23 protein-coding genes and 1 tRNA gene are annotated in these 22666 nt (G+C 52.6%); 15 read left to right on the top strand and 9 right to left on the bottom strand.

Annotated elements, in window-relative coordinates; translation table 11 throughout:
- The first annotated feature begins 8 nt into the window (after nucleotides 1-8).
- Entirely contained in the window at nucleotides 9-263 is a 255-nt protein-coding gene (locus E3E23_RS01015; RefSeq protein ID WP_167905761.1) for a DNA-binding protein, read from the top strand.
- Nucleotides 264-350: 87 nt separating this feature from the next.
- Nucleotides 351-1592, top strand: a complete 1242-nt coding sequence (locus tag E3E23_RS01010) for a sugar phosphate nucleotidyltransferase (protein ID WP_167905759.1) — start codon at nucleotides 351-353, stop codon at nucleotides 1590-1592.
- 290 nt (nucleotides 1593-1882) lie between these two features.
- Here the strand turns inward: E3E23_RS01010 and E3E23_RS01005 are convergent, their stop codons facing one another.
- Nucleotides 1883-2686: a diadenylate cyclase gene (locus tag E3E23_RS01005; RefSeq protein WP_167905757.1), complete on the bottom strand. Its 804-nt coding sequence runs from the start codon at nucleotides 2684-2686 to the stop codon at nucleotides 1883-1885.
- A 100-nt stretch (nucleotides 2687-2786) separates the two neighbouring features.
- Here E3E23_RS01005 and E3E23_RS01000 point away from each other — a divergent pair, with 100 nt between their 5' ends.
- The 5 genes from E3E23_RS01000 to E3E23_RS00980 are packed head-to-tail and all read left to right on the top strand — an operon-like array spanning nucleotide 2787 to nucleotide 5807.
- Nucleotides 2787-3320: a UbiX family flavin prenyltransferase gene (locus E3E23_RS01000; protein WP_167905755.1), complete on the top strand. Its 534-nt coding sequence runs from the start codon at nucleotides 2787-2789 to the stop codon at nucleotides 3318-3320.
- Nucleotide 3321: 1 nt separating this feature from the next.
- A complete protein-coding gene (locus E3E23_RS00995; RefSeq protein ID WP_167905753.1) occupies nucleotides 3322-3804 on the top strand; it encodes an Lrp/AsnC family transcriptional regulator in 483 nt (160 codons plus the stop codon).
- Nucleotides 3805-4320, top strand: a complete 516-nt coding sequence (gene cyaB / locus E3E23_RS00990; RefSeq protein WP_167905751.1) for a class IV adenylate cyclase — start codon at nucleotides 3805-3807, stop codon at nucleotides 4318-4320. It begins immediately after the preceding gene.
- 36 nt (nucleotides 4321-4356) lie between these two features.
- The gene (locus E3E23_RS00985) at nucleotides 4357-4791 is read left to right on the top strand and encodes a class III signal peptide-containing protein (RefSeq protein ID WP_240920712.1); all 435 of its coding nucleotides are present in this window, start codon (nucleotides 4357-4359) and stop codon (nucleotides 4789-4791) included.
- A complete protein-coding gene (locus tag E3E23_RS00980; RefSeq protein WP_240920711.1) occupies nucleotides 4791-5807 on the top strand; it encodes an endo alpha-1,4 polygalactosaminidase in 1017 nt (338 codons plus the stop codon). Before E3E23_RS00985 ends, E3E23_RS00980 begins: the two co-directional genes overlap by 1 nt.
- On the opposite strand, the gene E3E23_RS00975 is transcribed toward E3E23_RS00980, so the two are convergent.
- Complete coding sequence (locus E3E23_RS00975; protein ID WP_167906511.1) at nucleotides 5782-6975, bottom strand: redox-regulated ATPase YchF; 1194 nt, start codon at nucleotides 6973-6975, stop codon at nucleotides 5782-5784. The two genes, E3E23_RS00980 and E3E23_RS00975, sit on opposite strands and share 26 nt — an antisense overlap.
- A 104-nt stretch (nucleotides 6976-7079) precedes the next feature.
- On the opposite strand from E3E23_RS00975, the gene E3E23_RS00970 reads away from it, so the two are divergent.
- On the top strand, nucleotides 7080-7904 hold the full coding sequence (locus tag E3E23_RS00970; protein WP_167905745.1) for an MBL fold metallo-hydrolase: 825 nt from the start codon (nucleotides 7080-7082) through the stop codon (nucleotides 7902-7904).
- Here E3E23_RS00970 and E3E23_RS00965 read toward each other — a convergent pair.
- Nucleotides 7901-8605, bottom strand: a complete 705-nt coding sequence (locus E3E23_RS00965) for an aspartate racemase (RefSeq protein WP_167905743.1) — start codon at nucleotides 8603-8605, stop codon at nucleotides 7901-7903. The two genes, E3E23_RS00970 and E3E23_RS00965, sit on opposite strands and share 4 nt — an antisense overlap.
- Nucleotides 8606-8607: 2 nt before the next feature.
- Nucleotides 8608-8952: a cupin domain-containing protein gene (locus E3E23_RS00960; RefSeq protein WP_167905741.1), complete on the bottom strand. Its 345-nt coding sequence runs from the start codon at nucleotides 8950-8952 to the stop codon at nucleotides 8608-8610.
- A gap of 131 nt (nucleotides 8953-9083) precedes the next feature.
- On the opposite strand from E3E23_RS00960, the gene E3E23_RS00955 reads away from it, so the two are divergent.
- Together E3E23_RS00955 and E3E23_RS00950 are read left to right on the top strand one after the other, a co-directional pair.
- Nucleotides 9084-10451: a TldD/PmbA family protein gene (locus E3E23_RS00955; protein ID WP_167906509.1), complete on the top strand. Its 1368-nt coding sequence runs from the start codon at nucleotides 9084-9086 to the stop codon at nucleotides 10449-10451.
- Between the two features lie 10 nt (nucleotides 10452-10461).
- The gene (locus E3E23_RS00950) at nucleotides 10462-11787 is read left to right on the top strand and encodes a TldD/PmbA family protein (protein WP_167905739.1); all 1326 of its coding nucleotides are present in this window, start codon (nucleotides 10462-10464) and stop codon (nucleotides 11785-11787) included.
- A gap of 91 nt (nucleotides 11788-11878) precedes the next feature.
- On the opposite strand, the gene E3E23_RS00945 is transcribed toward E3E23_RS00950, so the two are convergent.
- A complete protein-coding gene (locus tag E3E23_RS00945) occupies nucleotides 11879-12874 on the bottom strand; it encodes a class I SAM-dependent methyltransferase family protein (protein WP_167905737.1) in 996 nt (331 codons plus the stop codon).
- Nucleotides 12875-12941: 67 nt separating this feature from the next.
- Here E3E23_RS00945 and E3E23_RS00940 point away from each other — a divergent pair, with 67 nt between their 5' ends.
- From E3E23_RS00940 to trm10, 4 genes are all read left to right on the top strand, one after another.
- Complete coding sequence (locus E3E23_RS00940) at nucleotides 12942-13727, top strand: extradiol dioxygenase (protein ID WP_167906507.1); 786 nt, start codon at nucleotides 12942-12944, stop codon at nucleotides 13725-13727.
- Between the two features lie 75 nt (nucleotides 13728-13802).
- Nucleotides 13803-13880 (top strand) — tRNA-Glu (locus E3E23_RS00935).
- Between the two features lie 551 nt (nucleotides 13881-14431).
- Nucleotides 14432-15181: a hypothetical protein gene (locus E3E23_RS00930; protein ID WP_167905735.1), complete on the top strand. Its 750-nt coding sequence runs from the start codon at nucleotides 14432-14434 to the stop codon at nucleotides 15179-15181.
- A gap of 107 nt (nucleotides 15182-15288) precedes the next feature.
- A complete protein-coding gene (gene trm10, locus E3E23_RS00925; RefSeq protein WP_167906505.1) occupies nucleotides 15289-16407 on the top strand; it encodes a tRNA (guanine(9)-/adenine(9)-N1)-methyltransferase in 1119 nt (372 codons plus the stop codon).
- A gap of 44 nt (nucleotides 16408-16451) precedes the next feature.
- Here trm10 and E3E23_RS00920 read toward each other — a convergent pair whose 3' ends face one another.
- Complete coding sequence (locus E3E23_RS00920; protein ID WP_167905733.1) at nucleotides 16452-19106, bottom strand: valine--tRNA ligase; 2655 nt, start codon at nucleotides 19104-19106, stop codon at nucleotides 16452-16454.
- Nucleotides 19107-19351: 245 nt separating this feature from the next.
- On the opposite strand from E3E23_RS00920, the gene E3E23_RS00915 reads away from it, so the two are divergent.
- Nucleotides 19352-20113 (top strand): class I SAM-dependent methyltransferase, encoded by a 762-nt coding sequence (locus E3E23_RS00915; RefSeq protein WP_167905731.1) that lies wholly within the window; start codon nucleotides 19352-19354, stop codon nucleotides 20111-20113.
- On the opposite strand, the gene E3E23_RS00910 is transcribed toward E3E23_RS00915, so the two are convergent.
- From E3E23_RS00910 to E3E23_RS00900, 3 genes are read right to left on the bottom strand one after another with little or no spacing between them, the layout of a single operon-like run.
- Nucleotides 20094-21059, bottom strand: a complete 966-nt coding sequence (locus E3E23_RS00910) for an aminotransferase class I/II-fold pyridoxal phosphate-dependent enzyme (protein ID WP_167905729.1) — start codon at nucleotides 21057-21059, stop codon at nucleotides 20094-20096. The genes E3E23_RS00915 and E3E23_RS00910 overlap by 20 nt on opposite strands.
- Nucleotides 21044-21928: an adenosylcobinamide-phosphate synthase CbiB gene (cbiB, locus tag E3E23_RS00905; RefSeq protein WP_167905727.1), complete on the bottom strand. Its 885-nt coding sequence runs from the start codon at nucleotides 21926-21928 to the stop codon at nucleotides 21044-21046. Before cbiB ends, E3E23_RS00910 begins: the two co-directional genes overlap by 16 nt.
- On the bottom strand, nucleotides 21916-22662 hold the full coding sequence (locus E3E23_RS00900; RefSeq protein ID WP_167905725.1) for a uracil-DNA glycosylase family protein: 747 nt from the start codon (nucleotides 22660-22662) through the stop codon (nucleotides 21916-21918). Before E3E23_RS00900 ends, cbiB begins: the two co-directional genes overlap by 13 nt.
- Between the last annotated feature and the right edge of the window lie 4 nt (nucleotides 22663-22666).

Raw genomic sequence — 22666 nt, 5'->3', positions numbered from 1 at the left:
GTGAAACCATGCTGGAGCGCATCCTTGAGCTGATAAGGAAAGGTAAAGGCATAGAAGAAATCGCCGAGGAGCTCTCCCTTCCACGGGAAGAAGTTGAGGGAGCGCTGAAGGTCCTGGAGAGCTTGGGCTACGTGGAGAAGGTCGAACTCGGAAGCTCTACCTGTGAAACGTGTCCGCTTAAAAGTATCTGCCCTGGCTCTTGCTTCCGATTCAAAGGGGAAGTCTACACCATCGCCGAGTTCAAACTCAAAGAACAAAAATGAACATCACATCCTTCCCGTTCATCGTGGGGCATATTTAACAGCCGTAAAATATATAAGTTTTCCGTCCGAGTGTTAAACGGTGATACCATGAAAGCCGTTATTCTTGCTGGCGGTTTTGGAACGAGGCTCAGGCCACTTTCATCGACCAGACCAAAACCGATGGTGCCAGTTCTCGGCAAGCCCAACCTTCAGTACCTTCTGGAGAGTCTGGAAAAGATACCCGAAATCGATGAGATTATCTTGTCGGTTCACTACATGAGGGGAGAGATAAGGGAGTTCATCCACGAGAAGATGAGCGACTATCCTAAGACCATTCGCTTCGTCAACGACCCTATGCCACTGGAAACTGGCGGAGCACTCAAGAACGTTGAGGACTACGTGAGCGAGGATTTCCTCGTCATCTACGGTGACGTCTTCACCAACTTCAACTTTGAGGAGCTCATAGAGGCTCACAAAGAAAAAGATGGCCTTATCACCGTTGCAGTTACTAAAGTCTATGACCCAGAGAAGTATGGTGTCGTCGAGGTTGACGAGGAGGGCAAGATCGTTCACTTTGAAGAGAAGCCCAAGAGGCCAAAGACTAACCTCGTTGATGCCGGAATATACATGGTGAACAAGAAGGTTCTCGAGACCATTCCAAAGAACAAGGAGGTCTACTTTGAGAGAGAAATCCTTCCAAAGTTTGTCGCCCAGGGAGAGGTTTACGCCCACCAGATATCCCGTGAGTACTACTGGATCGACCTCGGAACGTCAGACGATATCTTCTACGCCCACCAGATAGCAATGGACGAGATAACGAAGCAGAATGGCTACTATACCATAAGAGAGGGCGCAGAGGTTCCGGAGGACGTTGAGATCCAGGGGCCTGTCTACATCGATGAGGGGGTCAAGATAGGCCACGGCGTCAAGATAAAGGCCTACACCTACATCGGCCCGAACAGCATCATTGAAGACAAGGCATACCTCAAGAGGGCCATCCTGATAGGCAGCGACATCGTCAAGGAGAGGGCCGAGATAAAGGACTCCATACTCGGAGAAGGCGTCGTTGTTGGCAAGAACGTCCTCCTAAAGGAGAATGCCGTCGTCGGCGACTACGCCAAGATATACGACAACCTCGTCATCTACGGCGCAAAGGTACTCCCATGGAAGAAGGTCGAGGAGTACGAAGCATATATCAAAATAAAGCTTGACCCAACCAAGGTCAGGCCGGGTGTTACGCCGGAGCGCTGCCCGCTCGGACTGGTCGAGTGCATCTACACCAAGTTCAAGGCCATAGCCGGCGAAAAGCCGCCCTGTGATGAGTGTATCGAAAACCAGTGGCTCTTCTGAGTCTCTTCTCTTTTTGAACCTTTAGGACAAGCTTTGAAGGCTCGCGAAAAGAATGGAACCTCCGTAAGATAACAGATTGAATATGAATTCTATGTTATTGGGCGCCTTAAAACGCGAGTTCAACGTTTTTAGACGCTTGGCGGGCGTTGAGCGAGAGGAACTCAAGTTAAACTGCCGATTGAAGAGGAAATCCACTGTAAACAAGCCCATCATAGTATAATGCAACCCCAAAATTTAGTTCGTTAAAAGCCAAAAACTTTTGATGAAACTTTGCTGGCGCAAAGTTTCCTTCAGTACCTAATTCTTGGGTTGTACTCAAGGAGCATCAGACCGTTCTTGAAGATTCTTATCGTGCCGCTCTCGGAGAGGCTTATGGAGACTGCCTTTGTGAGTTTGGTTATCCCTGCGGCCGCTATGTGCCTGCTTCCCAGCCCAGGTGGGAGCATTAGATCAATCGCCTTGGGATCAACCTCTATATACCTCCCACCCGCAATGATTCTGCCCGTGTTGCTTATGACGAAGGCCCCGTCAAGCTGGGCAAACTCCTTAATGATTTCCTTACTGTCTCTGTCGAGGACGTTTATCTTGTGGCCCTTAAAGGGGTTGGGTATCATCTGGTGAGAGTGCTTGAGCACGTTCCTCGTGTCGCCGATGACGAAGAGCGTCCCGACTGGAGTACCCTCTCGTCCCTCGATGCTCAGCTCGATGGCTATCTCGAGGAGCCGCTGGAGGACGTTCTGGTTCTGGGCAAAGAACCCGCGCATCGCGGAGAGGCTCTTCTTGACCGTTTTGACTCCAATCAGCTCACTGGTGACGTAAACGAAAGAATCCCCTTCCTTGACTATATCGTGCTCGAGGAGAAAAGCCGAGATAAGGTTGAGAACGTTATTTATATCGAGGTTCTGAGGAATGGAGACTCGTTTGATCCTGTCGTTCTCCACATCGAAGGAAGAGCTTAGTATCACAACCGTAACGTCTATATCCGGGATCGTGTTTGGATCAACATCCTCTAAAACAACTAATGCCTTTCCACCCAGTTCTTTCACAACCGTAATCGCGCTCCTTATCATTATCTCTGGGATCCTCTTGGTCATGTCAACCAGCCGTTAATAAACTAACTTCGGGGTGTATAAAAACCTACCGTCCTCAGAAAACGTTAAAACTAAGCGTGCCATAGGGCATTTGGTGTGAAACATGAGGATAGTGGTTGCAATAACAGGGGCGAGTGGCGTAATCTACGGTGTGAGATTGATTGAGGTTTTACGTGACATGGGGCACGATGTTGTGACGGTTGCTTCCAAAACCGGGCTGGCGGTCATAAAGCACGAACTTGGCATTGACTTCAAGCCCGACTACACCGAGGACAACCTTTTCGCCCCAATCGCCTCCGGTTCCCACAGGTTCGACGCCATGGTAATTGCCCCATGCTCGATGAAGACTCTCTCCGCTATAGCCAACGGCTACGCCGATAACTTAATAACCAGGGCCTCAGACGTTGCTTTAAAAGAACGCAGAAAACTTGTACTACTTATCAGGGAGACGCCACTAAACTTGATACATCTCCAAAATATGGTGAAGGTGACTCAAGCTGGCGCTATTGTGATGCCAGCTTCTCCAGGATTTTACACAAAACCCAAAACTTTGGACGAAATGGTAAACTTTATAATTGGAAAAATCTTAGATGTTCTTGGACTCGAAAACGAGGTATACCCGCGATGGGGGAGTTAGTATGATTCAGCTTGATGACCTCGATAGGGCAATACTTCGCCTCCTGAAAGAGGACGCAAGATTAACAATATCAGAAATAGCCGAGAGGCTTGGTAGGCCCGAATCTACAGTCCATTTTAGAATTAAAAAGCTCCAAGAGCGGAACGTCATTGATAAATATACCATAGTTCTTGGCGAGAGGCTCCAGCCCAAGAGCCTTGCCATAGTTTACATACAGGCCGAAACCCCGATCATAGAGGACTTCCTCGAGAAGTACATCCTGCACATAATGAAAACTCTTTCCATGTTGCCCAATGTCCTGGCCGTTGCAAGGAGTGGAAAGGCCGGGATTATAGCCCTAATAGGTGAAGAGAACCGCGAAAAGCTCAATCGCTTTGTGGACGAAACCATAAGGGCACTCCCAACTCTCAAGAAGGTTGAAGTGTTTCCAATAGATAGCTTCACCAAGGGCAAGGGGCTTGTTGGCTTCTTAGTGGGGGTCTAAATGGAGATAGAGATCAAGTTCCGAGTTGAATTCAATAAGACCAAGGCGGCAATAGAGTCCCTTGGCGCTGTATTTGTGAGGGAAGAAATTCAGGAGGACCTATACTTTTCCCTTTCTCTTCCGGAGCTCCTCCGAATAAGGAGGATAGTCAATTTGGGGCGCGCTTTTCTGACCTACAAACGGATTGAAGATCCTGGAAAGAACGAGGAGTTCGATGAGATAGAGGTGGAAATCTCAGACTTCGAAAAGATGCGGGAGATACTGAAGAGGCTCGGCTTCGAGGAGGACATCTGGGTCAGGAAAAGGCGTTTAGTTTACCGGCTCAATGACGTGACATTCGAACTGAGTGAAGTGGAAGGGCTAGGGGCCTTTCTCGACATCGAGGTAATGAGCGACGATGTGAGCTATGCCAAAAAACGGATATGGGACATCGCAAGAAGGCTCGGGTTGAGAAAAGAAGACGTCGAACCAAGGCTTTACCAAGAGCTCCTTCACGAACTCGAGGATAAAACGTAAATATATTTACCCCCCAATGTATTAGCGGGGATGCGTATGGACTCCCGCAAAGGCCAGGGTTCCCTCGAATATCTCTTTATGATAGCGGCCGCGTTGGTGGTAATCCTCTTAGTAATCCGCGCAATAGGTGCAATATCGGCACCGTACTCAACAGCACTCACCGTGACCCCTGGAAGTATGCCAAATCAGGTGGAGGATCAGGGAAGCTTTAAATTTGAAGTCTGGCTGGAGGACAACGGAGACGGTACATACAAGGTTAACTACCGCATATGGGCTGTTAAGGACTCGATAAACGGTGCCAAAGTCCAACTGGTCTGCTTCGGTCCTGTAGAAAACGTTGCCGGGCTTGACCCCATAGAGCACGAAGGCACCCTTGAGCCCGTCAACTACTGGGCAAACTACTGGACACCGGTGCCAGAGGGGGCCTTCCCATGTCAAGTTCAGTTCACCGTTTGGAAGCGGGGCCTGTGATGGGCCCTCTTTTACTGATTTTAATTGGTATGTTGAGCCTATCATTTCCTGTATCCGCAAGTTTTGCGGTTTACTATGGCCCCGTTGGTCCGGACGAAACTGCTCAGCTCGATAAGTTTGACATCCTCATTCTTCCGCCCACCATTGACCCGACCTATGTTTCCCGCCTTTCTGCCAACCACACCGTCGCCGGCTACGTCAGCCTTGCGACCGTTGGCGGCTGGGAGCCGTGGGCGGAAGACGTTCCCCAGTGGCTCTTCATAGGCGAGAACGAGAACTGGAACGAGGGAGTGGTTGACTTTGCTTCGCCGGAATGGGAGCGCATAATCCTCGAGGAGGCCGTTCCGTACATTCTCTCAAGGGGTTTTAACGGGGTTTTTCTCGACAATCTTGACTACGTGGATTTGTACCCCTCTAAGAGAGAGGCCATGGTCGAGCTTGTAAAGGCCATAAGGGAGCGCTATCCCAACATAACGATAATCGCCAACAGGGGCTTTTCGATAGCGGGGGAGATAGCTCCCTACGTTGATTACGTTCTCTTCGAGGACTTTGTGAGCTACTACAACTTCACGAGCGGCCGCTACGAAATCTTTGGCGAAAACGAGCTCGAGTGGGAGTTCGGGCAGATAGAGAAGCTCAAAGGCTTAAACGTTTCAGTACTCGCGCTGAGCTACGTCAACCTGAGCGATGAATCGCAGGTGGAGGAGTTCTCGGCTTTAATCTGTGAATACGCCAAAGAATGGAGGATTAAAGACGTTTATCTCGCCGACGTGGACCTTCAGCGGATTGGGGTTGACCCGTGCGTAGAGGCGTCAAACCAAAGTCCTGCTGGTACTTCCACGACCACATCATATGGGGAATACAACAAAGACACCCTGACTCCAAGCGGTGAAAGTTCACCCAAAGAAGCCACAGAAAATGGTGAAAATGGAAGCGAACCCAGGGTTATCTGCGGACCCGCGTTAATGGTGGCCCTTCTGCTCCTCGCGCTCACCTCGCGGTGGCGACGATTTTGATTATGTCGTTGAACTGGAGCTCGTAGTCCTCTCCGACGCGCCTGTGTGTTTTGGCATTAACAGCGTAGAGGAAGGTCTTCCCGAGGTCGGTGTGAACCTTGTAGGCCAAATCCCTTGGCGTCGAGCCCTTGGGGAGTAGGTGGACGTGCGGCAGGACGTTGCCGAACTGGTCCGTGAGCTTGTGCTCGTCCTCCACTGGATAGACCGGGATCAGCTGGAGGAGCTCGAAAACAGCCCTGTTGATGACCTCCTGGACGCCCGTGGAGCCGAAGCGGTCTAGAACCCTCTCCTTTATCAGCTGCAGTGCTTTTTCCTGCTTGGTGCTCATCGGCTTCAGGATTTTGAAATCACTCGAACCAGGAACGTAGTCTATGAAGCCCGCCTTGGCCGCTTTTCTAAGGGTCAGCTCGGCGGCGGCACTCGTTGGGACAACTATGTAGCCCCTCTTCTCCCCTTCCCGCTTGAGCCTTTCAAGCTGCTCATCGCTCGCTGCATCGGCCTTGTTGGCGGCTATTATTATCGGCTTGTTCACTTTCCTCAGCTCCCTCACGAAGGCGAGCAGGTCTTTGTCGCTCCACTTCGTCGGGTCGCTGTCCAGACCGAGCCTGTGTATGGCCTCGAAGGCGTCTTCCTCGCTGACGCCTATCCCCGTCAGCTGGTCGGCTATAGCCTGCGCCAACTTGAGGTGCTGGAGCTTTATCCTCTTGGCGAACTTCTCCCAGTTTTTCCTGAGTATGCTGTATATCCAGTAGTCTATCTCCCTCTCGAGGAACTCAATGTCTTCAACAGGGTCGTGATAATCAGTTGGCTGGCCCTCAGCGTCTGTTTTACCAGTAGCATCAACGACGTGGATTAACGCCGAAGCCATCCTCAGGTCGTCGAGGAACTTGTTGCCCAGGCCGCGCCCCTCGTGGGCCCCCGGGACGAGGCCGGCGACGTCTATCATCTTTATGGGGATGAGTGCGAGGCCGTCCTTGTATTCGTAGTTCTGGGGGTTTGGCTTACAGCCGAGCTCCTTGCAGGGGTGCTCCGCTACCGCGTAGGTAACGCCGACGTTGGCATCTATCGTTGTGAAGGGGTAATTGGCAATTTGAACGTCAACGAGGGTCGCGGCCGAGAAGAAGGTGGACTTCCCGACGTTCGGCTTTCCTACAACTCCTATCTCCATGCTCACCACCGAGGTAAATTGGAGGAGGGGTTTTAAAGGCCTGCGGTTTGGTAGCGTGCCGAAAAATATAATTCGGGAAATGCACTAATCCCTCCGGTGATCCTATGAAGATATACACCCTCGTCGAGGACTACTCCGGCTATGAGAGCCCCTTTCTGGCACAGCACGGCGTGAGCTTTCTCATCGAGCACGGAAACAAAAGGATTCTCTTCGACGTCGGCCAGAGCGCTGGGCCGATACTCCACAATATGAGACTCCTTGAGCTTGAGCCATCGACCATCGACTACGTCTTCCTCTCCCACTGCCACTACGACCACACCGGCGGGCTTTTGGAGATGTTAAAGGCAATTGGCCGCAGGGTTCCAGTTATAGCTCACCCTACCATCTTCAGGCAGCACTTCATCACCAGGCCCTGCCTGAGGGACGTTGGCGTCCCCTTCAGGCGGGAGGAAATCGAAGAGCTCACCCAGCTCTTTCTCACGGCCGAACCAATCGAGATAGTCGAAGGGGTTTACTCCACGGGCGAGGTTCGCGAGAGGGAGGACTTTGAGCGGGCCAGTCTTGATGTTTACACCATAAAAGACGGGCGCGTTGTGAAGGACGAGCTCCTTGACGACATGAGCCTTGCGATAAGAACTCCCAAAGGGCTCGTCGTGGTTAGCGGCTGTTCCCATGCTGGAATCGTGAGCATAGTGAAGCACGCCATGAGGCTGACCGGCGAGAAGAGGGTGAGGGCCGTCATTGGGGGCTTTCACCTGATAGATGAAAGCACTGAGAGGATAAAGAGGACAGTGAAGGCGTTCCTCGACCTGGGCGTGGATGAGGTTTATACTGGCCACTGCACGGGGCTGAGGGCGGAGGCGGCATTCCTCGAGGCCTACGGGGAGAACTTCCACAAACTCCATTCCGGGATGGTGGTGGAGTTTTAATCACCGAGCTCCTCCATTCCAAGGGCCAGCCTTACTGCCTTCTCCGCTATGACATCCAGGGGGTCTATCAGGGGAACGCCCAAATCATCTGGCCCAATCGCCACGCTCACCTCAGTGCAGCCGGCTATTATAGCCTCGCTCCTCCTTTCCAGCCTTTCGGCAACTTTGAGGAGCAGCTCCCTACCGAGCTCGAGGTTTCCAGCTTTGACGCCCTCGTATATGCCCTCCATTACGAGCTTCTGATACTCGGGGTTTGGCACGGCTATCTTTATTCCCCTGTTGAGAAGTGCCCGGTGGTATATCAGGCCCTTAATTGTCCCGTCCGTGGCGAGCAGACCGACCTTTCTAATTCCCATCTCCTCTATCCTCTTTGCGGTCTCCTCCACCATGCTGACGAGCGGGATCTTTATGGCCCTCTGGATGCTTTCCGCAAAGAAATGGGCTGTATTGCATGGCATTATTATGAAGTCCGCTCCCCAGCTCTCGAGCTTGCGGGCGCCCTCTATGAGCTCTGGCCTTGGATCCTCCCCCTTCCCAAGGATAAAGGCCGTCCTGTCAGGGATTTTAGGGTTGTTGTAGATGATTATCCGAGGGTGATCCTGATCCCTCTTTGCCGGTGTCTTCTCGATTATCCGCCTGAAGAGTTCCGCGGTGGCTAATGGTCCCATACCGCCGAGGATTCCTATGACCTTTTCGGCCATCGCTACTCCTCCAGCCAGACGGAGTCGTCCCCAAAGTAGTTCAGCTTGACGACGAAGAGCCTGAAGGGTTCGTCCCTCTCGTTGATTACCCAGTGGACGGTTTTTGGTTTGACGAGGAAGATGTCGCCCGGCTTCGCAAGGTATTCTGTCTCGCCTATGCCGAGCCTGGCCTCGCCGCTTATTATGTAGAACAGCTCATACTGCCTTTCGTGATAGTGCCTCTTAACGGTCTGCTTGGGCTTTACCTCAACTATCTGGACGTAGCTCCCCTCTGGAAGTTCGCCCTCGAAGAGCGGGAGCTTTCTGTAGGTGCCGCGGTCGATGAGGTTCTTGATTTCGGCCTTCACGCTCTCACCCCTGAACACACTCAACCAAGGAATTGAAAAGCTTTGCCCTTTCGATTCCCATCTGAATGCTCAAAAGACTTTTATACGTTGACTGCGGAGGCATTAATGGACAAACGTAAACGGTGATGACCATGGAGGCACTTGAGAAGGCCCTTAGATGGGCTGAGGACAACCTGAAGGCGGACTACATAGAGCTGCGCTATGAAAGCCTGAAGAAGACGACTCTCGGACTCAAAGACGGTGTTTTTACGAGCTTCACCGGGAAGCTCCAGCAGGGTGTCGCAATAAGGGTTCTCGCCGATGGTGCTTGGGGTTTCTCTTCAACGAACAGGCTGGAGAACCTTGAGAGGGCCATTGAGGAGGCTTACAAACTTGCAAAAGCCGCCTCCCAGACCAAGAAGGAGAAGATAGAGCTGGCTGAGATAAAGCCCGTCCAGGACTTCGTGAAGAGCAAGATGAAAATCAAACCCGCCGAGATAGACGTCGAGGAGAAGGTGACGCACCTCCTTGAGCTTGAAAGGCTTCTCAAGGAGGACGAGGCCGTTAAGTCCGTTCAGATTCGTTACGAGGACGGCAGTGGAGAAAAGGTTCTCCTCACGAACGAGGGGACGCACATTACCCGGGACTACAACTACCTCTTCCAGGGAACCTACGTCACTGGAAAGAAAGACGGAAAGCTCGCCATGGCGAGGGACAGCATCGGAGCGGTGGACTACGGCTGGGAGCTCATGACTGAACATGAACCCAACGAGAAGGTAACCGAGAGGCTCCTCAGGAAGATGCACTCCCAGCTGGACGGCATCGCTCCAAAGCGCGGCGAGTTCCCGATAGTTGCTGGCCCAATAGTCGTCGGCATCATCGCCCACGAGGCTTTGGGCCACTTGGCCGAGGCTGACCTGACCATAAACTCGCCCTTCAAGGATCTCATTGGAAAGCAGATTGCCCCTGAGTACGTCACAATGAGCGAGCGTTACGTTGAGGGAGGTTTTGGCAACGACAAGTACGACGACGAAGGCGTCCCCGTTAAGGACATCCACATCATCGAGAACGGAATCCTGAAAGAGATAATGTTCAACCGCGAGTATGCGGCAAAGTGGAACATGGAGCCGAACGGACACGCGAGGGCTCAGGATTACACCTACCCGCCGATAATCAGGATGCGCAACACCGTTTTTGAGCCTGGAGACTACTCCTTTGAAGAGCTAATAGAGGACATCAAGTTCGGCTACTACGTGGTAGACTTCCGCGGCGGCCAGGCCCAGCTGAACAGCGCATTCCAAGTCGGAATCCAGGAAGGGTACGTCATCAGGAATGGCGAAATAGCCGAGCCGATAAGGGACACCTCGATTACTGGAGTTGCCATAGAGGCCCTCAAGAAGATAAGCGCGGTCGGCAAGGACTTTGGCCTTGAGGTCGGCTTCTGCGGCAAGGGACAGACTGCCTTCGTAAGCTCTGGCGGGCCGCACATGCGCTTCGATGGGGGAATACTCATCGGGTGAGGTGGTGGAAATGGAAGAACTCATACGCTTTGGCGAGAGATTTTTTGACGAGCTCGAGATTGCCATCTACAGAACGAGGGGCGTTAGTGCCAGCATCGAGCTCAACGAGATTTCAATGGCCAGCGTTAAGAGCAGGGCGATCACGATAATCCGTGGAATAAAGGAGAAGCGCCTCGGTTTAGCTATAATAGACAGCGAGGAGCCCGAGCGGATTAAGGAAGCGATAGAGACTGCTGCAAAGATGGCGAGGCTCAACAGCAGGGATGAGAAGTGGGACTCCCTCCCCGAGCCGGGCAAATACCGCGAGCCAGTCAAGCCGAACAAGGAGCTCAAGGAGGCCTCTCCCGACCAGCTCGTCGAGATGGTCGTCAGGGGTATAAAGCTCGCCCGCGAGAAAGACCCAAATGCCGTCGTTGCTGGAGGTGAAGGCGGCGTAACTTGGGAGGAAAAGCACATCGTCAACTCCCACGGGGTAGATGTCTTCCAGGAGGGAGGGATGGCCTACATCTTCTTCGAGCTCGTGGGAAGGAAAGGCGGCGTGGTGACGCCGGGCATATTCGACTTCGACGCGCGCAGAGATTTGAACCTCGACGTTGAAGGAGTAGTCGAGAGGGTCGTCCGGAAGGTCGGCTGGGCCTACAACGTCAAGGCCAGCAAGAACGAGGAAGTTCCCATAATCCTCGGTCCATGGGCCATAGCCGGACTCCTGAGCTACGCCCTATTCCCTGCCTTCAGCGGTGAGAAGCTCGTCAAGGAAACCACGCCCCTCGCTGGGAAGGTTGGAGAAGCTGTAGCGAGCGAAGTGCTGACTATTTACGACGACCCGTTCCACGAACTGAGCATCGAGCCAGTCATAGCGGACGGCGAGGGTGTTCCAACGAGGAAGAACGTCCTCATCGAGAAGGGCACCTTTAAGGGCTTCGTCTGGGACAACTACTGGGCGAAGGTTTACGGGACGGAGAGCACGGGTAACGGAAAGAGGGACCTGAGAAGCGGAGGAATAAACATAGGCTTCCACAACGTCGTAATCGAGAACGGAAAGAAGAGCTTCGAGGACATGATAGGCGAGATAAAGCACGGCTACTTCGTGGACGGCTTCCAGGGTGCCCACTCAAGCAACCCCGACAACGGAAACTTCGCGGTGACGGCGAATCCAGCGTACCTCATCGAGGATGGCGAGGTAGTAGGCTCGAGCGTGTTCCTCATCGCTGGAAACGTCTACGAGCTGCTCAAGCAAGCCAGCGAGGTCAGCAAGGAAGTCACGGTAATGCCCTTCATGACGGCCGTAACTACGCCCTTCATAAGGTTCGAGGACGTGAAGATAGCGGGGAAGTGAGGCTTTCTTTTCCCCGTTTTGCATCTCTTTTTGCACGTGGATCAATGAAGCAATCGGCCACTCACAGCCGAGGTGTTCTACACTCAGAACATCACTTCAGCACCCGGAAGTCTATGGCTATGTTGAACTGCCTCGGCGCGTAGGGGCGGACCTTTCGTCCCTCTAAGAACTCCACGCGGAAGCCGAGCTCTCTGGCAACTCCCTTTATCTTTGCCTCGTGCTCCGAGAAGAGGTCTTCTTCAGGGCCGAAGCCGTAGTAGTGGACTACCCCACCGTTTTTAACGCTCAACATGGCCTCCCTCAAAAAGCGGTCAGCGAACTTGGGGAGGTTCATTATTACCCTATCAGCTTCGATTTTTCCAGCGATTCTCCTCACGTCGCCGAGGATTGGAAGAACATTGGGAGTCTTGTTGAGGAGCCTGTTCTCTTCGAGGTATCCCACCGCCCAGGGGTTGATGTCGCAGGCGAAGACGAGCTTTGCTTTCTTCGCGAGGAGGACTGAGTAGGGCCCAACCCCCGCGAACATATCGAAGATGACCTCTCCAGGCCGGGTTTTCTCAAAAATCCTCATCCTCTCCGTTGCCAGGCGGGGCGAGAAGTAGACCTTCGCAACGTCGAGCTTCAGCCTTATCCCGTTCTCCTTATGGATAGTCTCGGTTCTCCTCTCACCAGCGAGGTGAATAAGCTCCCTGACGCGGTATTCTCCCTCGACTTTGCTCCCCTTAGCGAAGACGGCCTTTATGTGGCGGTGAACCTTGAGGATGGCCTCTCCAATGGCTCTTCCATAGGGCATGAGCTCCTCGGGGAGCTCGATTATTGCGATGTCGCCGATGATGTCGAAGGAACTCGGAAGAAGGGGCCTGACCTCCTCGGGAACCTCTACGACCTCGCGGTAGCTGTGGGGCCTCTTTTCGGTTCGCTCGAATTCATCATCGATTAACTCGAAACCCTCGACTGGCCTAGTGACGGGAAAAAGGACGTAATCTCCCTCGCGCTTCACGGAGTAGCCCTTGGCCAAAACGCCGAGCTCCAAAAGCCTTCTCCTAACCCTTTCGGCCTCGCGTTTGTGAACCTTAACGGCGAGCATCGGTGGGAGTAACTTTTTGCCTTCAAAAGGTTTATCATCGCGGCGAGAACTATCAACGGTGGTGCCGATGCTTGCTGGAATAGCTATGATGCCCCACGGCAACGATGTCCTTGCCCCGAAGGACGAGGAAACGAAAAGGCTTGCTGAACTTCTGAGAGGGATAGGGAAGGAGTTCAGCGGTTTGGATGCCTACGTCCTCGTAACGCCCCACAACCTCAGAATGAGCGATCACATTGGGGTTGTCTTTGCCGAGCACCTCATCTCGTGGCTAGGGTTTGATGGCGTCGAGCTTCCGGGGGAGTACGAGACCGATAGAGAGCTCGCGGGGAGGATATACACCAACGCAAAGAACGCCAAGATCCCTGTAGTGGACATCAACTTCGGGGCTTTGAGTGGAGAGTACTCCCGCTTCCCGCTGAGCTGGGGCGAGCTGATACCGCTCCACTTCCTCGAGAAAAGGCCCCTCGTGGTGGTAACACCAGCGAGGAAAGTGCCAAGGGAAACGCTCATCCGCTTCGGTGAGATTTTAGCTAAAACCCTCGAGGGTTACTACAAAAAGGTCGGCCTCATAATCAGCGCCGATCACGGACACGCTCACGACCCCAACGGCCCCTATGGCTACGCGCCAGAGTCCAAAGAATACGACGAGCTCGTGATGGAGCTAATAAACGAGAACAGACTTGAAGGGCTCCTGAATCTCAGCGAAGAGTTCATAGAGCGGGCTAAACCCGACAGCTACTGGCAGTTGTTGATTATGCACGGAGCGTTAAGGGTTATTCCAATGGAGCTGAAGGCAAGCGCCTACGCCTGTCCAAGCTACTTTGGAATGGCGGTAGCGTACTACACAAGGTAATTTCCGTTGGTGCTTTTTAAAATAGGGAGCCTCAGGCGAAAGATTTTTAAGCGTTCATAAGTCCTTAACTATCGAGCCCCGGTGGTGTAGCCCGGTCAAACATGCGGGCCTTTCGAGCCCGCGCCCCGGGTTCAAATCCCGGCCGGGGCACCAAAATAGCTTTTTGCCATTCTGAGCCGGTTTCAGAGAATAGAATCCTTTCTAAATAGCCTCTTCGATGAAACAAGACCTGTTATAAGTCACCCTGTCAAGGGGCTTTACTACTTTTGAGCCCGAAGTTATTTGGATCGGAACACGGTGTCTCTTAGGCTCTCTTTCAGCCATCCCCCAGCTATCCGCTCTTGCAGTTCTGGATGTATTTATTTCTCAGTAATTTTTCGTTGAAGAACTGCACTTCTTTGAATTTTGTTATTTATAAGATCCTTCCTCCTGAGGGCGGTAGAAGACACCAAAACCCCGATGGAGCTCAACCTCCTGAAGGTGGTCATAAACATGGCCCTCTGCAACATCCCAATTAATCTCCGTAGACAACTACTAAAATAAATACCTCGCCACAGTTGTTCTGAGTAAAGAACCTTTGCATTCTTATCATGTATCTCGAAGGATTTTGTGATTTTGGAGATTTTCCAAGTGATTATAATATATTGTTACAGAAATACCAGAAAATTTTTTAATATTCAACAGGGAATCTCAGTGGTGGTATTATGGTAGGTGTTGTCAAGACTGGTATAGAGGAGATTGATTCCGCCTTGGGCGGAGGAATAGTTGATATGGGAAATCTTTTGATAGCCTACGATAGGAGGTCATTGGGATGGTTATTGGGTTTGAAGATCTTTAAGAGTATGATTGATCAAGGAGCAATTGGAGTCATATTAAATACAACCTTGCCAATTTCAAAACTTCAGTTGAGGACCAGATGCGTTGGATTGGATATTGAAAAAGAAGCAAAAGCAGGAAAGCTTTACATAATTGACCTCTTTGGCTCCAAGTATAAAATACCCGATAACCGGCCATATATTGTTCAGATAAAAGATTGGAGTGACGACACTGGAATCCCAAAATTACTCAAGATATATGGCACGATTGCGTCAAAAATTCCTAAGAACTCAACAGTTGTTGGTCTTGCATCGACTCTGGAAGGACTTTATCACGAATTCGGAAAACAGACCATGGACAACCTAATAAGGGCATCACTTGCGAGCTTTGAGAAAGCGGCAATAAGGGAAAATAAGTTTAATATTGTCACAGTCTCCCTCCTGAACAGAGATGCTGTTCCCGATTATGTAACGGCGTGGTTCTATAGTCTTAGCGACCAAATCATAGAGTTTATTTCCAGCACTGACAACATGGGTCTGGAAGAGACTATACTGGTGCCCAAATCTCTTGTCCCAGAGTTCAAACCGAGGCACTACACCATAAGACTCTCAAAAGAGCACAGAATCCAGATCTTTTGATATCTTATTGTTTTCTTTTTGAATACAGTTTTTCTTTATTCTTTAACCTTAACCAGATTCGGATGGAAAGGCTTTTAACTCCTCACCCGTTTCCCCGCCCGATGACCATGGAGAAGCTCAGCGACGTCTTCAGGAAGCTATTAGTTAGTAGGGGCATAGACAAGGTCGGCACGCTATCGAAGAGAGTGCCAAAGAGGGACACTAAAGACAGACTGCAGGATATAGCAATCCACGTGCTCGAGGGTTACGGCTACATCGGTAAGGTCGAGGAGCCGACGGCGATAGCCTGGGACTTGGAGAACGGGACGACGAAGGATGCGATCTACGCATTCATTCCGAAGAACCTCGCCCACCGCTTTGAGGCGGTCATAACGGCTGAGGACATCAAGAAGGCCATCCCGGAGTGGCCATACTTCATCGTTGACTTGATGCACTGGGACAAGCACACCCAGAAGGAGAAGGGCAAGGTCTGCCTCCAATTAGCGCAGTGCTACGGCCTGCTGAGGGACTACTTCACGGGCGACCGCTTAGCTGTTACGTGGGCGAACGAAGAGTTCAGGGAAATGGCCAACATGCCTCTCGACAAAGTCACTCTCCACGAGGGCCCGACCACAGAGTTTCTGAAGAGCGAAGGCATCGATGAGGTCGTTCTGCTCGATCCCTGGGCTGACGAGGTCTTAAGCGAAGAAGATTTTGGCGTTAGGGCCTTTATCATCGGTGGAATCGTTGATACAGGGGGTACAAAGAAGAAGACCACTCCAAAAATCGGAGAGGAGCTTGAGGCAGCGGGGATAAAAGTTCGGCGCAGGAAGATAGTCCTCAGGGGCGACATCGTTGGCGTTCCAGACAGGATAAACCACATACTCGAGATTCTGCTCAGGATGATGGTTGAGGGCAAAGATATGGATGAGGCGGTCTATGACGTCCAGTCACCACTCCACGCCCGCTGGCGCCTGAGGAAGGAGCTTCCAAAGCATGCAACGCGCTATATGATTAACGGGAAAGTTTACCGCGTTGTCGAGAAGGAGCTGTTTGACGAGTACTCCAAGTGGCTCAAGATACGCTGGGAGGACTTCGTCAAGGTTCTGCGCGAGTTAAATCTCGTCGCGCTCGAGAGGAAGCGGATGCACCACCTCAACAAGATTTCCAACCCGAGGATAATCAACGGCAAGGCTTACAGGGTCATACTCCTCAAGAAGGCCGCGATGCTGTGCTACAACTGCTGAACGTTCCTCTTTCTCGTTCTCCGACAAATTAGAGAAAGAAAAGTTCAGAAGAACAGGATTACTGCATCGCCAACTACCGCCGTCTCCACCTCTTCGCCCTCGCTGAAAACCGCCTTCCTCAGCACGATGTCGTCCTTGTTGAGCTCGACCTTCTGTCCTTCAACCTCGAACTCGACCCTTCCACTCTCCTTGAGGGCCTTTGCTATGGCATCGGCGTTCTCCTTGAGGTAGGCGGTAATCTTGGGCACGAGCTTTCCGTAGCGCGGCCCAACGCTCCTGAAGTTCGGCTTTATCTCGACGATGCGCTCCTCGAGCTCCGGCTCGCCCTTGATTATCTCAAGCTTCTCGATGTTCATAGTTCCAGCGATGTCCTTTTCGATGGCCTTCAGCATCTCATAGGAGTCGGTAGCGTAGATCGCCACGTGCTTGAGCTTGGCGTTTAACGCCAAGCCGTGGGAGTTCTTGTAGCGCCTCATGACACCTACTATCTCCCTGGCCAGCTCGCCGAGCTTCTCGGCGTTCTCGTCAATCCTGCCTTCGTCGTACTTCGGCCACTCGAGGAGGTGGACGCTCTTCGCTCCGATGCGTTCTTTGAAGAGGTTCTGGTAGAGCTCCTCCGTGATGTGCGGCGCGAACGGAGCGAGCAGGAGCATGACGTTGTAGAGCAGCTCGTATAAAGCCACCTTAGCCTTAAGCTTGCTCTCCTCGTCGTCGCCGTAGAGGCGGTACTTGATCATCTCGATGTAGTCGTCAGCGACCTCGTGCCAGACGAAGGTTATCAGCTCCCTCGTGAGCAGGTTGAAGCGGTACTTCTCCATTTCCTCCGTGGCGAACTTGATGAGCCTGTGAAGTCTCGAGAGTATCCACCTGTCTATGGGTTCGAGCTCAATGCCTTTTGCTGCCTCGTAGTCGAAGCCTTCGAGGTGCCTCTCGGCGAAGCGGTAGATGTTCCAGACCTTCTGGAGGAAGCGGTAGTTGTAGTCGACGGTCTCCCACTTGAATGGATGATCTTCGCCCTGAGGAGCCAGAGCAGTCCAGAGTCTCAGGGCGTCGGCTCCGTACTTTGGAATCACCTCGTCCGGTGCAACGACGTTACCGTAGCTCTTGCTCATCTTCCTTCCGTCTGGACCAGCCACCATTCCGTTGATGAGGATGTCGTCCCAGGGCTTTTCCCCGGTGAGCACGTAGGTCCTGAATATTGTGTAGAATGCCCACGTCCTGATGATGTCGGTTCCCTGCGGCCTCAGAGCCGTCGGGAAGTTGTGCTTGAACCACTTCTCGTCCTTGCCCCACTTGGTGATGATGAGCGGTGTAATGCTCGAATCCACCCAACAGTCAAGGACGTCAGTTACAGGCTCGAGCTCGGCACCGCAGACTGGGCACTTCTCAACGGGCGGCTTGTCAAAGCGCGGGTCAACTGGCAGGTCTTCCTCTCTGGCAGGAACTACGTGGCCGTTCTTACAGACCCAGAACGGGATTGGGGTTCCAAAGACGCGCTGCCTGCTTATAACCCAATCCCAGTCCATTGACTCGGCCCAGTCCTTGAGGCGGAGGAACATATCGCTCGGATACCAGTTGATTTTCTCTGCCACTTTCACAATCTCGTCCGTGAAGTCCTTCACCTTTATGAACCACTGCTTCTTCGGCAGGAGCTCGATTGGGGCCATACAGGAGCTCCTCTCGGTGTGCCTCAGGACGCGGTGGGTTATCTTCTCCTTCTTGTAGAGAAGGCCCATCTTCTCAAGGTCTTCGGCGATGGCCTTCCTTGCCTCCTCGGTCTTCATGCCGGCGTACTTGCCGGCCCTCTCGTTCATAGTGCCGTCCTCGTTGATGGCTATGATAACCGGCAGGTTGTAGCGCTTCTGCCACACAACGTCCTGCTCATCGCCGTAGGTACAGTTGTAAACGGCACCGGTTCCAAAGGTCGGGTCAACGTCCTCGTCGGCTATAACCGGCACTTCCCTCTCGAATATCGGGAGCTTCACCTTCTTGCCGACAACGTCCTTATACCTCTCATCGTCAGGGTGGACAAATACCGCAACACAGGCCGGCATAAGCTCCGGTCTGGTAGTGGCTATCGGGACGTAACCGGAGCCGTCAGCAAGCGGGAGCTTTATGTAGTAGAGAAAGCCGTCTTCCTCAACATAACCTACCTCGGCCTTGGCAAGGCTCGTCCTACATCTCGGACACCAGTAAACGGGGTGCTCGTCGCGGTAGAGCATTCCCTTCTTGTAGAACTCCAGGAGGGACTTCTGGACCGTTGCCTTGTACCAATCGTCCATTGTGTGGTACTCCAGATCCCAGTCGGCGGAATAGCCTATCCTTATGAACTGGTTGCGCATGGCCTCGATGGCCTGCCAGGTCCACTCAACACATTTCTGAAGGAACTTCTCTGGCTGATCCTTGCTGATTCCGAACTCCTTCTCCACCTTCAGCTCAGTCGGAAGGCCGTGGTTGTCGAAGCCCTGCGGGAAGAGCACGTTGTAGCCGGTCATTCTCTTGTAACGGGCCACTATGTCAATCCAGGTGTGGCTGAGCACATGACCAAGGTGGAGCGTTCCGCTCGTGAACGGCGGGGGCGTGTCAATTGCGTAGCTCGGTCTCTTCTCGTCGAGCTCGTATTTGTAGATTTTTTCATCCAGCCAGAACTTCTGCCACTTGGGTTCGATTTCCTGCGGGTTGTAATTCTTCGGGAGCATCTTACCACCTACCTGAGGCTTTTTCAGTGATAGTTTCCCTATCAGAAAGGGCGTTTAAAAAGGTTAATCCCTTTGGCAGTGCTAGAGGAGTCTGAACTAACCCAGAAGCGAAAAACGCGGGCTGAAGTTCAGTTGCTTTCAGTCTTACGGTGGACGATAGGCACCACCGATGCCCCTAATGGTGCATAGCCTTAAAAGGTTTTCGCGCCTTTAATCCCGTGGGGTCCAGCGATAGGGTGCTTAGTATGGGGGAGCTTTACACCTTACTTGCTGAATACTACGATGTCATATACCGCAGGAGAGTCGAGGGAATAGCAGGGGAGATTGATTTTGTCGAGGAGATTTTTAGGAATGACGCGCGCGTGGAGGTTAAGCGAGTCCTTGACCTGGCCTGCGGAACGGGGGTTCCAACCCTCGAACTTGCTAGGAGGGGCTACGAGGTTGTTGGACTGGATCTCCAGGAGGAGATGCTCAGCGTCGCCCGCAGGAAGGCCGAGCGGGAAGGATTGAACGTGGAGTTCATACAAGGAGACGCCGCAGAGCTGGGATTCCGTGAGGAGTTCGACGCGGTGACTATGTTCTTCTCCAGCATCTGCTACTTCGACGAGCACAGAATTAAAGAATTATTTAATTCTGTAATTAATGCATTAAAGCCAGGTGGAGTTTTCGTCGCGGACTGGTCGAACGTCGCCTTCATGTGCTTCAGAGGGGTGGACATATGGGAGGAGAAGAACGGAGACGAGGTCGTGGTAACGACTGGCTGGAAGGAGGTGGAAAACGCAAGCCAGATGCTGCACCTCAGGTACCTCGTTCAAATCGTGAAGTCAAACGGGAAAGTTAGAGCATTCCACGTCCACGAGGTTCTAAACATATACACAGCGCGAGAGATGCGCCTCTTGGCAGAGAAGTACTTTGACGAGGTCAGGATATACGGGGACGAAAGACGGGAGCTCGGGCCAAACGCATCAAGGCTGTGGTTCGTTGGAATCAAAGGCCAAGCTCCCTGAATGCCTCAATAAGCCTCTCATTCTCCTCTCTTTTCCTCACGCTGAAGCGGACGTACTGAGGCAAACCAAAGCTCGTGCAGTCCCTCACGAGGATCCCCTTCTCCTTCAGCCGTTCGACGGTTCCCCTCGCATTGCCGACATTTTTTATGAAGAAGTTGGCGTCGCTTTTGATGTTCAGGGCCTTTTCCATCCGCTCCTTCTCACCCCAGATGAGCGGCATCGTTTTCTTGAGGTGCTCGAAGCCGTCCTCGATGAGGAACTCCAGAAAAGCGTAGCCGAGCGAGCCTATGCTCCAGGGCATGCGGACGCTTTTAAAGGCCTCCTCGAAGCCGATGACGTAGCCGACCCGTATCCCCGGTAGGCCGTAGCTCTTGGTGAAGGTCCTGAGCTTCACGAGGTTTTCCCCTTCGGGACTTTTCGCCCCTTTGACAAAGTCTATGAAGGCCTCGTCAAGTATGAGGAGTGCGCCTTTGTCTTCGACGACATCGAGAAGAGGCTTGAGCTCCTTTGGCGAGTAGAACTTACCGTCGGGGTTGTTGGGGTTGCAGAAGAAAACGATACTCTCCTTCTCCACGAGTTCGGCAAGCTTCTCTGGATCGTTTGGGCCTTTGATTACCTCCGTGCCGAAAATCCTCGCTACTCTCTCGTACTCCTCGTAGGTGTGGCGTGGGATTACTACCTTGCGCTTTTCCCTCATCGCGAGGATGCCGATTAGATAGAGCGCCTCAGTGATTCCGGCCGTCACCGTCAGGGGTTCACCAACTAACTCCGAAAGCTCTTCCTCGAGCTTTTCCCAGTACAAGTAACGGCCGCTCAGCTCTTTTGCTCGGTTAAACATATCATCTAGCCATTCCGGGAGATGCGGATTCAGAGAAGCGGAGAAGTCGAGCAAACCTTCTTCCCTCGCACCGCCGTGGTGGGCCTTGAAGCTTACAGGCTTAAGCATGGACACACCCCCACAAACAAAAGTGCAAGGCATATTAAAACCCACTCCCCCACAACAATCCAATAAACCCCGAGAGCCTTCTTAATGTCATCAAGCATCGGCTCCCTGCCTTCAAAGCGATAAACCCCTTCTTTCTCAAGCCAGACGCCGAGGACGGCGCTCATCGCTGCTATGGGCTTGTCGGCGTTTATCTTAAACTTCGCCTTCCCCCAGTATTCGAGAACCTTTTTCGGACTGAGCGGCAGGAAGAGGATGACCGTTATTCTAGCGGGGATGAAGTTGAGAACGTCATCGAGCCTTGCCGCAAACTTGCCAAAATACTCGTGCCTTTCATCGCGGTAGCCTATCATGGCGTCCATAGTATTCACAGCACGGTAAACAAGAGCTCCTGGCAGACCAAAGAGGAGGTAGTAGAACAGCGGAGCAACGATGCTGTCTGTGATATTCTCGGCGAGGCTCTCTATGGCCGCTGAATTGAGATGGGCCCTATCGAGCTTTGAGACGTCCCTGCTGACTATCCAGCCCACGTACTTCCTCTGCTCTTCTATGTCGTCCCTCACCGTGTTCTCCACGTGCTGGGCGAGGCTTTTAATTGCGAAGGAGCTTTTTAGAAGGTAAACGCCCAGAGCGAAACCTAGCCACCCTGGCAGAAGCTCCGGAAGCTTGGAAAGGGCGAAGGCGAAGGTGATGACAAAGAGAGAAGCAACGGTCCCGGCGAGAAAGTCCAAAATCGGGCTTCTTCTTCTGTATATCCCATCAAAGAGGCCGATTAGCCTGCCGAACCAGACGGTGGGATGGACTAAAGCGGGCGGCTCGCCGAGGATTAGATCCCACAGGAGCGCAACCACAAAAATCGCTAAAGCCTCCATTCCCCGAAAACCTCCTTTATCTGGGTGTATTCACTGAGCATCTCCTCGTTAGGTTCCCTCAAGCCCCTGCGCACGTACCAGGCGGGGTGTCTTAGATAGGTTGCATCAAAGCCAAGCCTTTTTAGGGCCTTCTCTGCAGTTCTGCCGATGGCAAAAATTGATTTAGGTCTCAAAATTTCAAGCTCCCTCTCCAGAAGGCCGAGCTCCCGTTTGTCGAAGCCCTTAAGCTTATTCCCCGGCGGATTGCACTTGACGACGTTGGTGATGTAGACAAAGTCGGGGTTCACATCGAGGGCAAAGAGGGCTTTCCTGAGCAGCATTCCCGAGGCGTCGCGATAGAAGCATATTCCAGTTAATCCGCATCCCTTCCTTCCCGGTGCTTCGCCGACCAAAACAACACCCGAACCGACCCAGCCGTTGGCGAATGGCAGACCATCGAAACTCCTAACCTCGAGCTGATAGCTGTAATACTCCTCGTGGCAGAAGCGGAGCGGCTCGTTCAGGAACTCGCGGTAGAGCGCCTCAAGCTCCCCTGCTACTTTTTCGTCTTTCTCGTTGAGGACCATAAAACGCTGCTCCGGATTGTAAATCGTCCTCGCGTAGAGGCCGTAAACCTTCTCCTCGAGGCTGAGAAAGTCTCGCCAGTCCCTCAAAAGCAGGGGACGTGACTTCAGATTCCTCGGGTTTACGTAGATATTGCCAATCCTCTCAAGCTCGCTGAAGTGGAGCAGCATATCC

It is taken from the genome of Thermococcus sp. CX2, from assembly GCF_012027555.1.
In the GTDB taxonomy this organism is placed as follows: domain Archaea; phylum Methanobacteriota_B; class Thermococci; order Thermococcales; family Thermococcaceae; genus Thermococcus.
Note: the sequence above shows the minus strand (reverse complement) of the source record. Positions and strands in the feature narration are given on the sequence as shown.

Excerpts from the sequence above, each read along its gene's own strand:
- E3E23_RS01015 (WP_167905761.1), top strand. The coding sequence starts at position 9 with ATGCTGGAGCGCATCCTTGAGCTGATAAGGAAAGGTAAAGGCATAGAA.
- E3E23_RS01010 (WP_167905759.1), top strand. The coding sequence starts at position 351 with ATGAAAGCCGTTATTCTTGCTGGCGGTTTTGGAACGAGGCTCAGGCCA.
- E3E23_RS01005 (WP_167905757.1), bottom strand. The coding sequence starts at position 2,686 with ATGACCAAGAGGATCCCAGAGATAATGATAAGGAGCGCGATTACGGTT.
- E3E23_RS01000 (WP_167905755.1), top strand. The coding sequence starts at position 2,787 with ATGAGGATAGTGGTTGCAATAACAGGGGCGAGTGGCGTAATCTACGGT.
- E3E23_RS00995 (WP_167905753.1), top strand. The coding sequence starts at position 3,322 with ATGATTCAGCTTGATGACCTCGATAGGGCAATACTTCGCCTCCTGAAA.
- cyaB (WP_167905751.1), top strand. The coding sequence starts at position 3,805 with ATGGAGATAGAGATCAAGTTCCGAGTTGAATTCAATAAGACCAAGGCG.
- E3E23_RS00985 (WP_240920712.1), top strand. The coding sequence starts at position 4,357 with ATGGACTCCCGCAAAGGCCAGGGTTCCCTCGAATATCTCTTTATGATA.
- E3E23_RS00980 (WP_240920711.1), top strand. The coding sequence starts at position 4,791 with ATGGGCCCTCTTTTACTGATTTTAATTGGTATGTTGAGCCTATCATTT.
- E3E23_RS00975 (WP_167906511.1), bottom strand. The coding sequence starts at position 6,975 with ATGGAGATAGGAGTTGTAGGAAAGCCGAACGTCGGGAAGTCCACCTTC.
- E3E23_RS00970 (WP_167905745.1), top strand. The coding sequence starts at position 7,080 with ATGAAGATATACACCCTCGTCGAGGACTACTCCGGCTATGAGAGCCCC.
- E3E23_RS00965 (WP_167905743.1), bottom strand. The coding sequence starts at position 8,605 with ATGGCCGAAAAGGTCATAGGAATCCTCGGCGGTATGGGACCATTAGCC.
- E3E23_RS00955 (WP_167906509.1), top strand. The coding sequence starts at position 9,084 with ATGGAGGCACTTGAGAAGGCCCTTAGATGGGCTGAGGACAACCTGAAG.
- E3E23_RS00950 (WP_167905739.1), top strand. The coding sequence starts at position 10,462 with ATGGAAGAACTCATACGCTTTGGCGAGAGATTTTTTGACGAGCTCGAG.
- E3E23_RS00945 (WP_167905737.1), bottom strand. The coding sequence starts at position 12,874 with ATGCTCGCCGTTAAGGTTCACAAACGCGAGGCCGAAAGGGTTAGGAGA.
- E3E23_RS00940 (WP_167906507.1), top strand. The coding sequence starts at position 12,942 with ATGCTTGCTGGAATAGCTATGATGCCCCACGGCAACGATGTCCTTGCC.
- E3E23_RS00930 (WP_167905735.1), top strand. The coding sequence starts at position 14,432 with ATGGTAGGTGTTGTCAAGACTGGTATAGAGGAGATTGATTCCGCCTTG.
- trm10 (WP_167906505.1), top strand. The coding sequence starts at position 15,289 with ATGGAGAAGCTCAGCGACGTCTTCAGGAAGCTATTAGTTAGTAGGGGC.
- E3E23_RS00920 (WP_167905733.1), bottom strand. The coding sequence starts at position 19,106 with ATGCTCCCGAAGAATTACAACCCGCAGGAAATCGAACCCAAGTGGCAG.
- E3E23_RS00915 (WP_167905731.1), top strand. The coding sequence starts at position 19,352 with ATGGGGGAGCTTTACACCTTACTTGCTGAATACTACGATGTCATATAC.
- E3E23_RS00910 (WP_167905729.1), bottom strand. The coding sequence starts at position 21,059 with ATGCTTAAGCCTGTAAGCTTCAAGGCCCACCACGGCGGTGCGAGGGAA.
- cbiB (WP_167905727.1), bottom strand. The coding sequence starts at position 21,928 with ATGGAGGCTTTAGCGATTTTTGTGGTTGCGCTCCTGTGGGATCTAATC.
- E3E23_RS00900 (WP_167905725.1), bottom strand. The coding sequence starts at position 22,662 with ATGCTGCTCCACTTCAGCGAGCTTGAGAGGATTGGCAATATCTACGTA.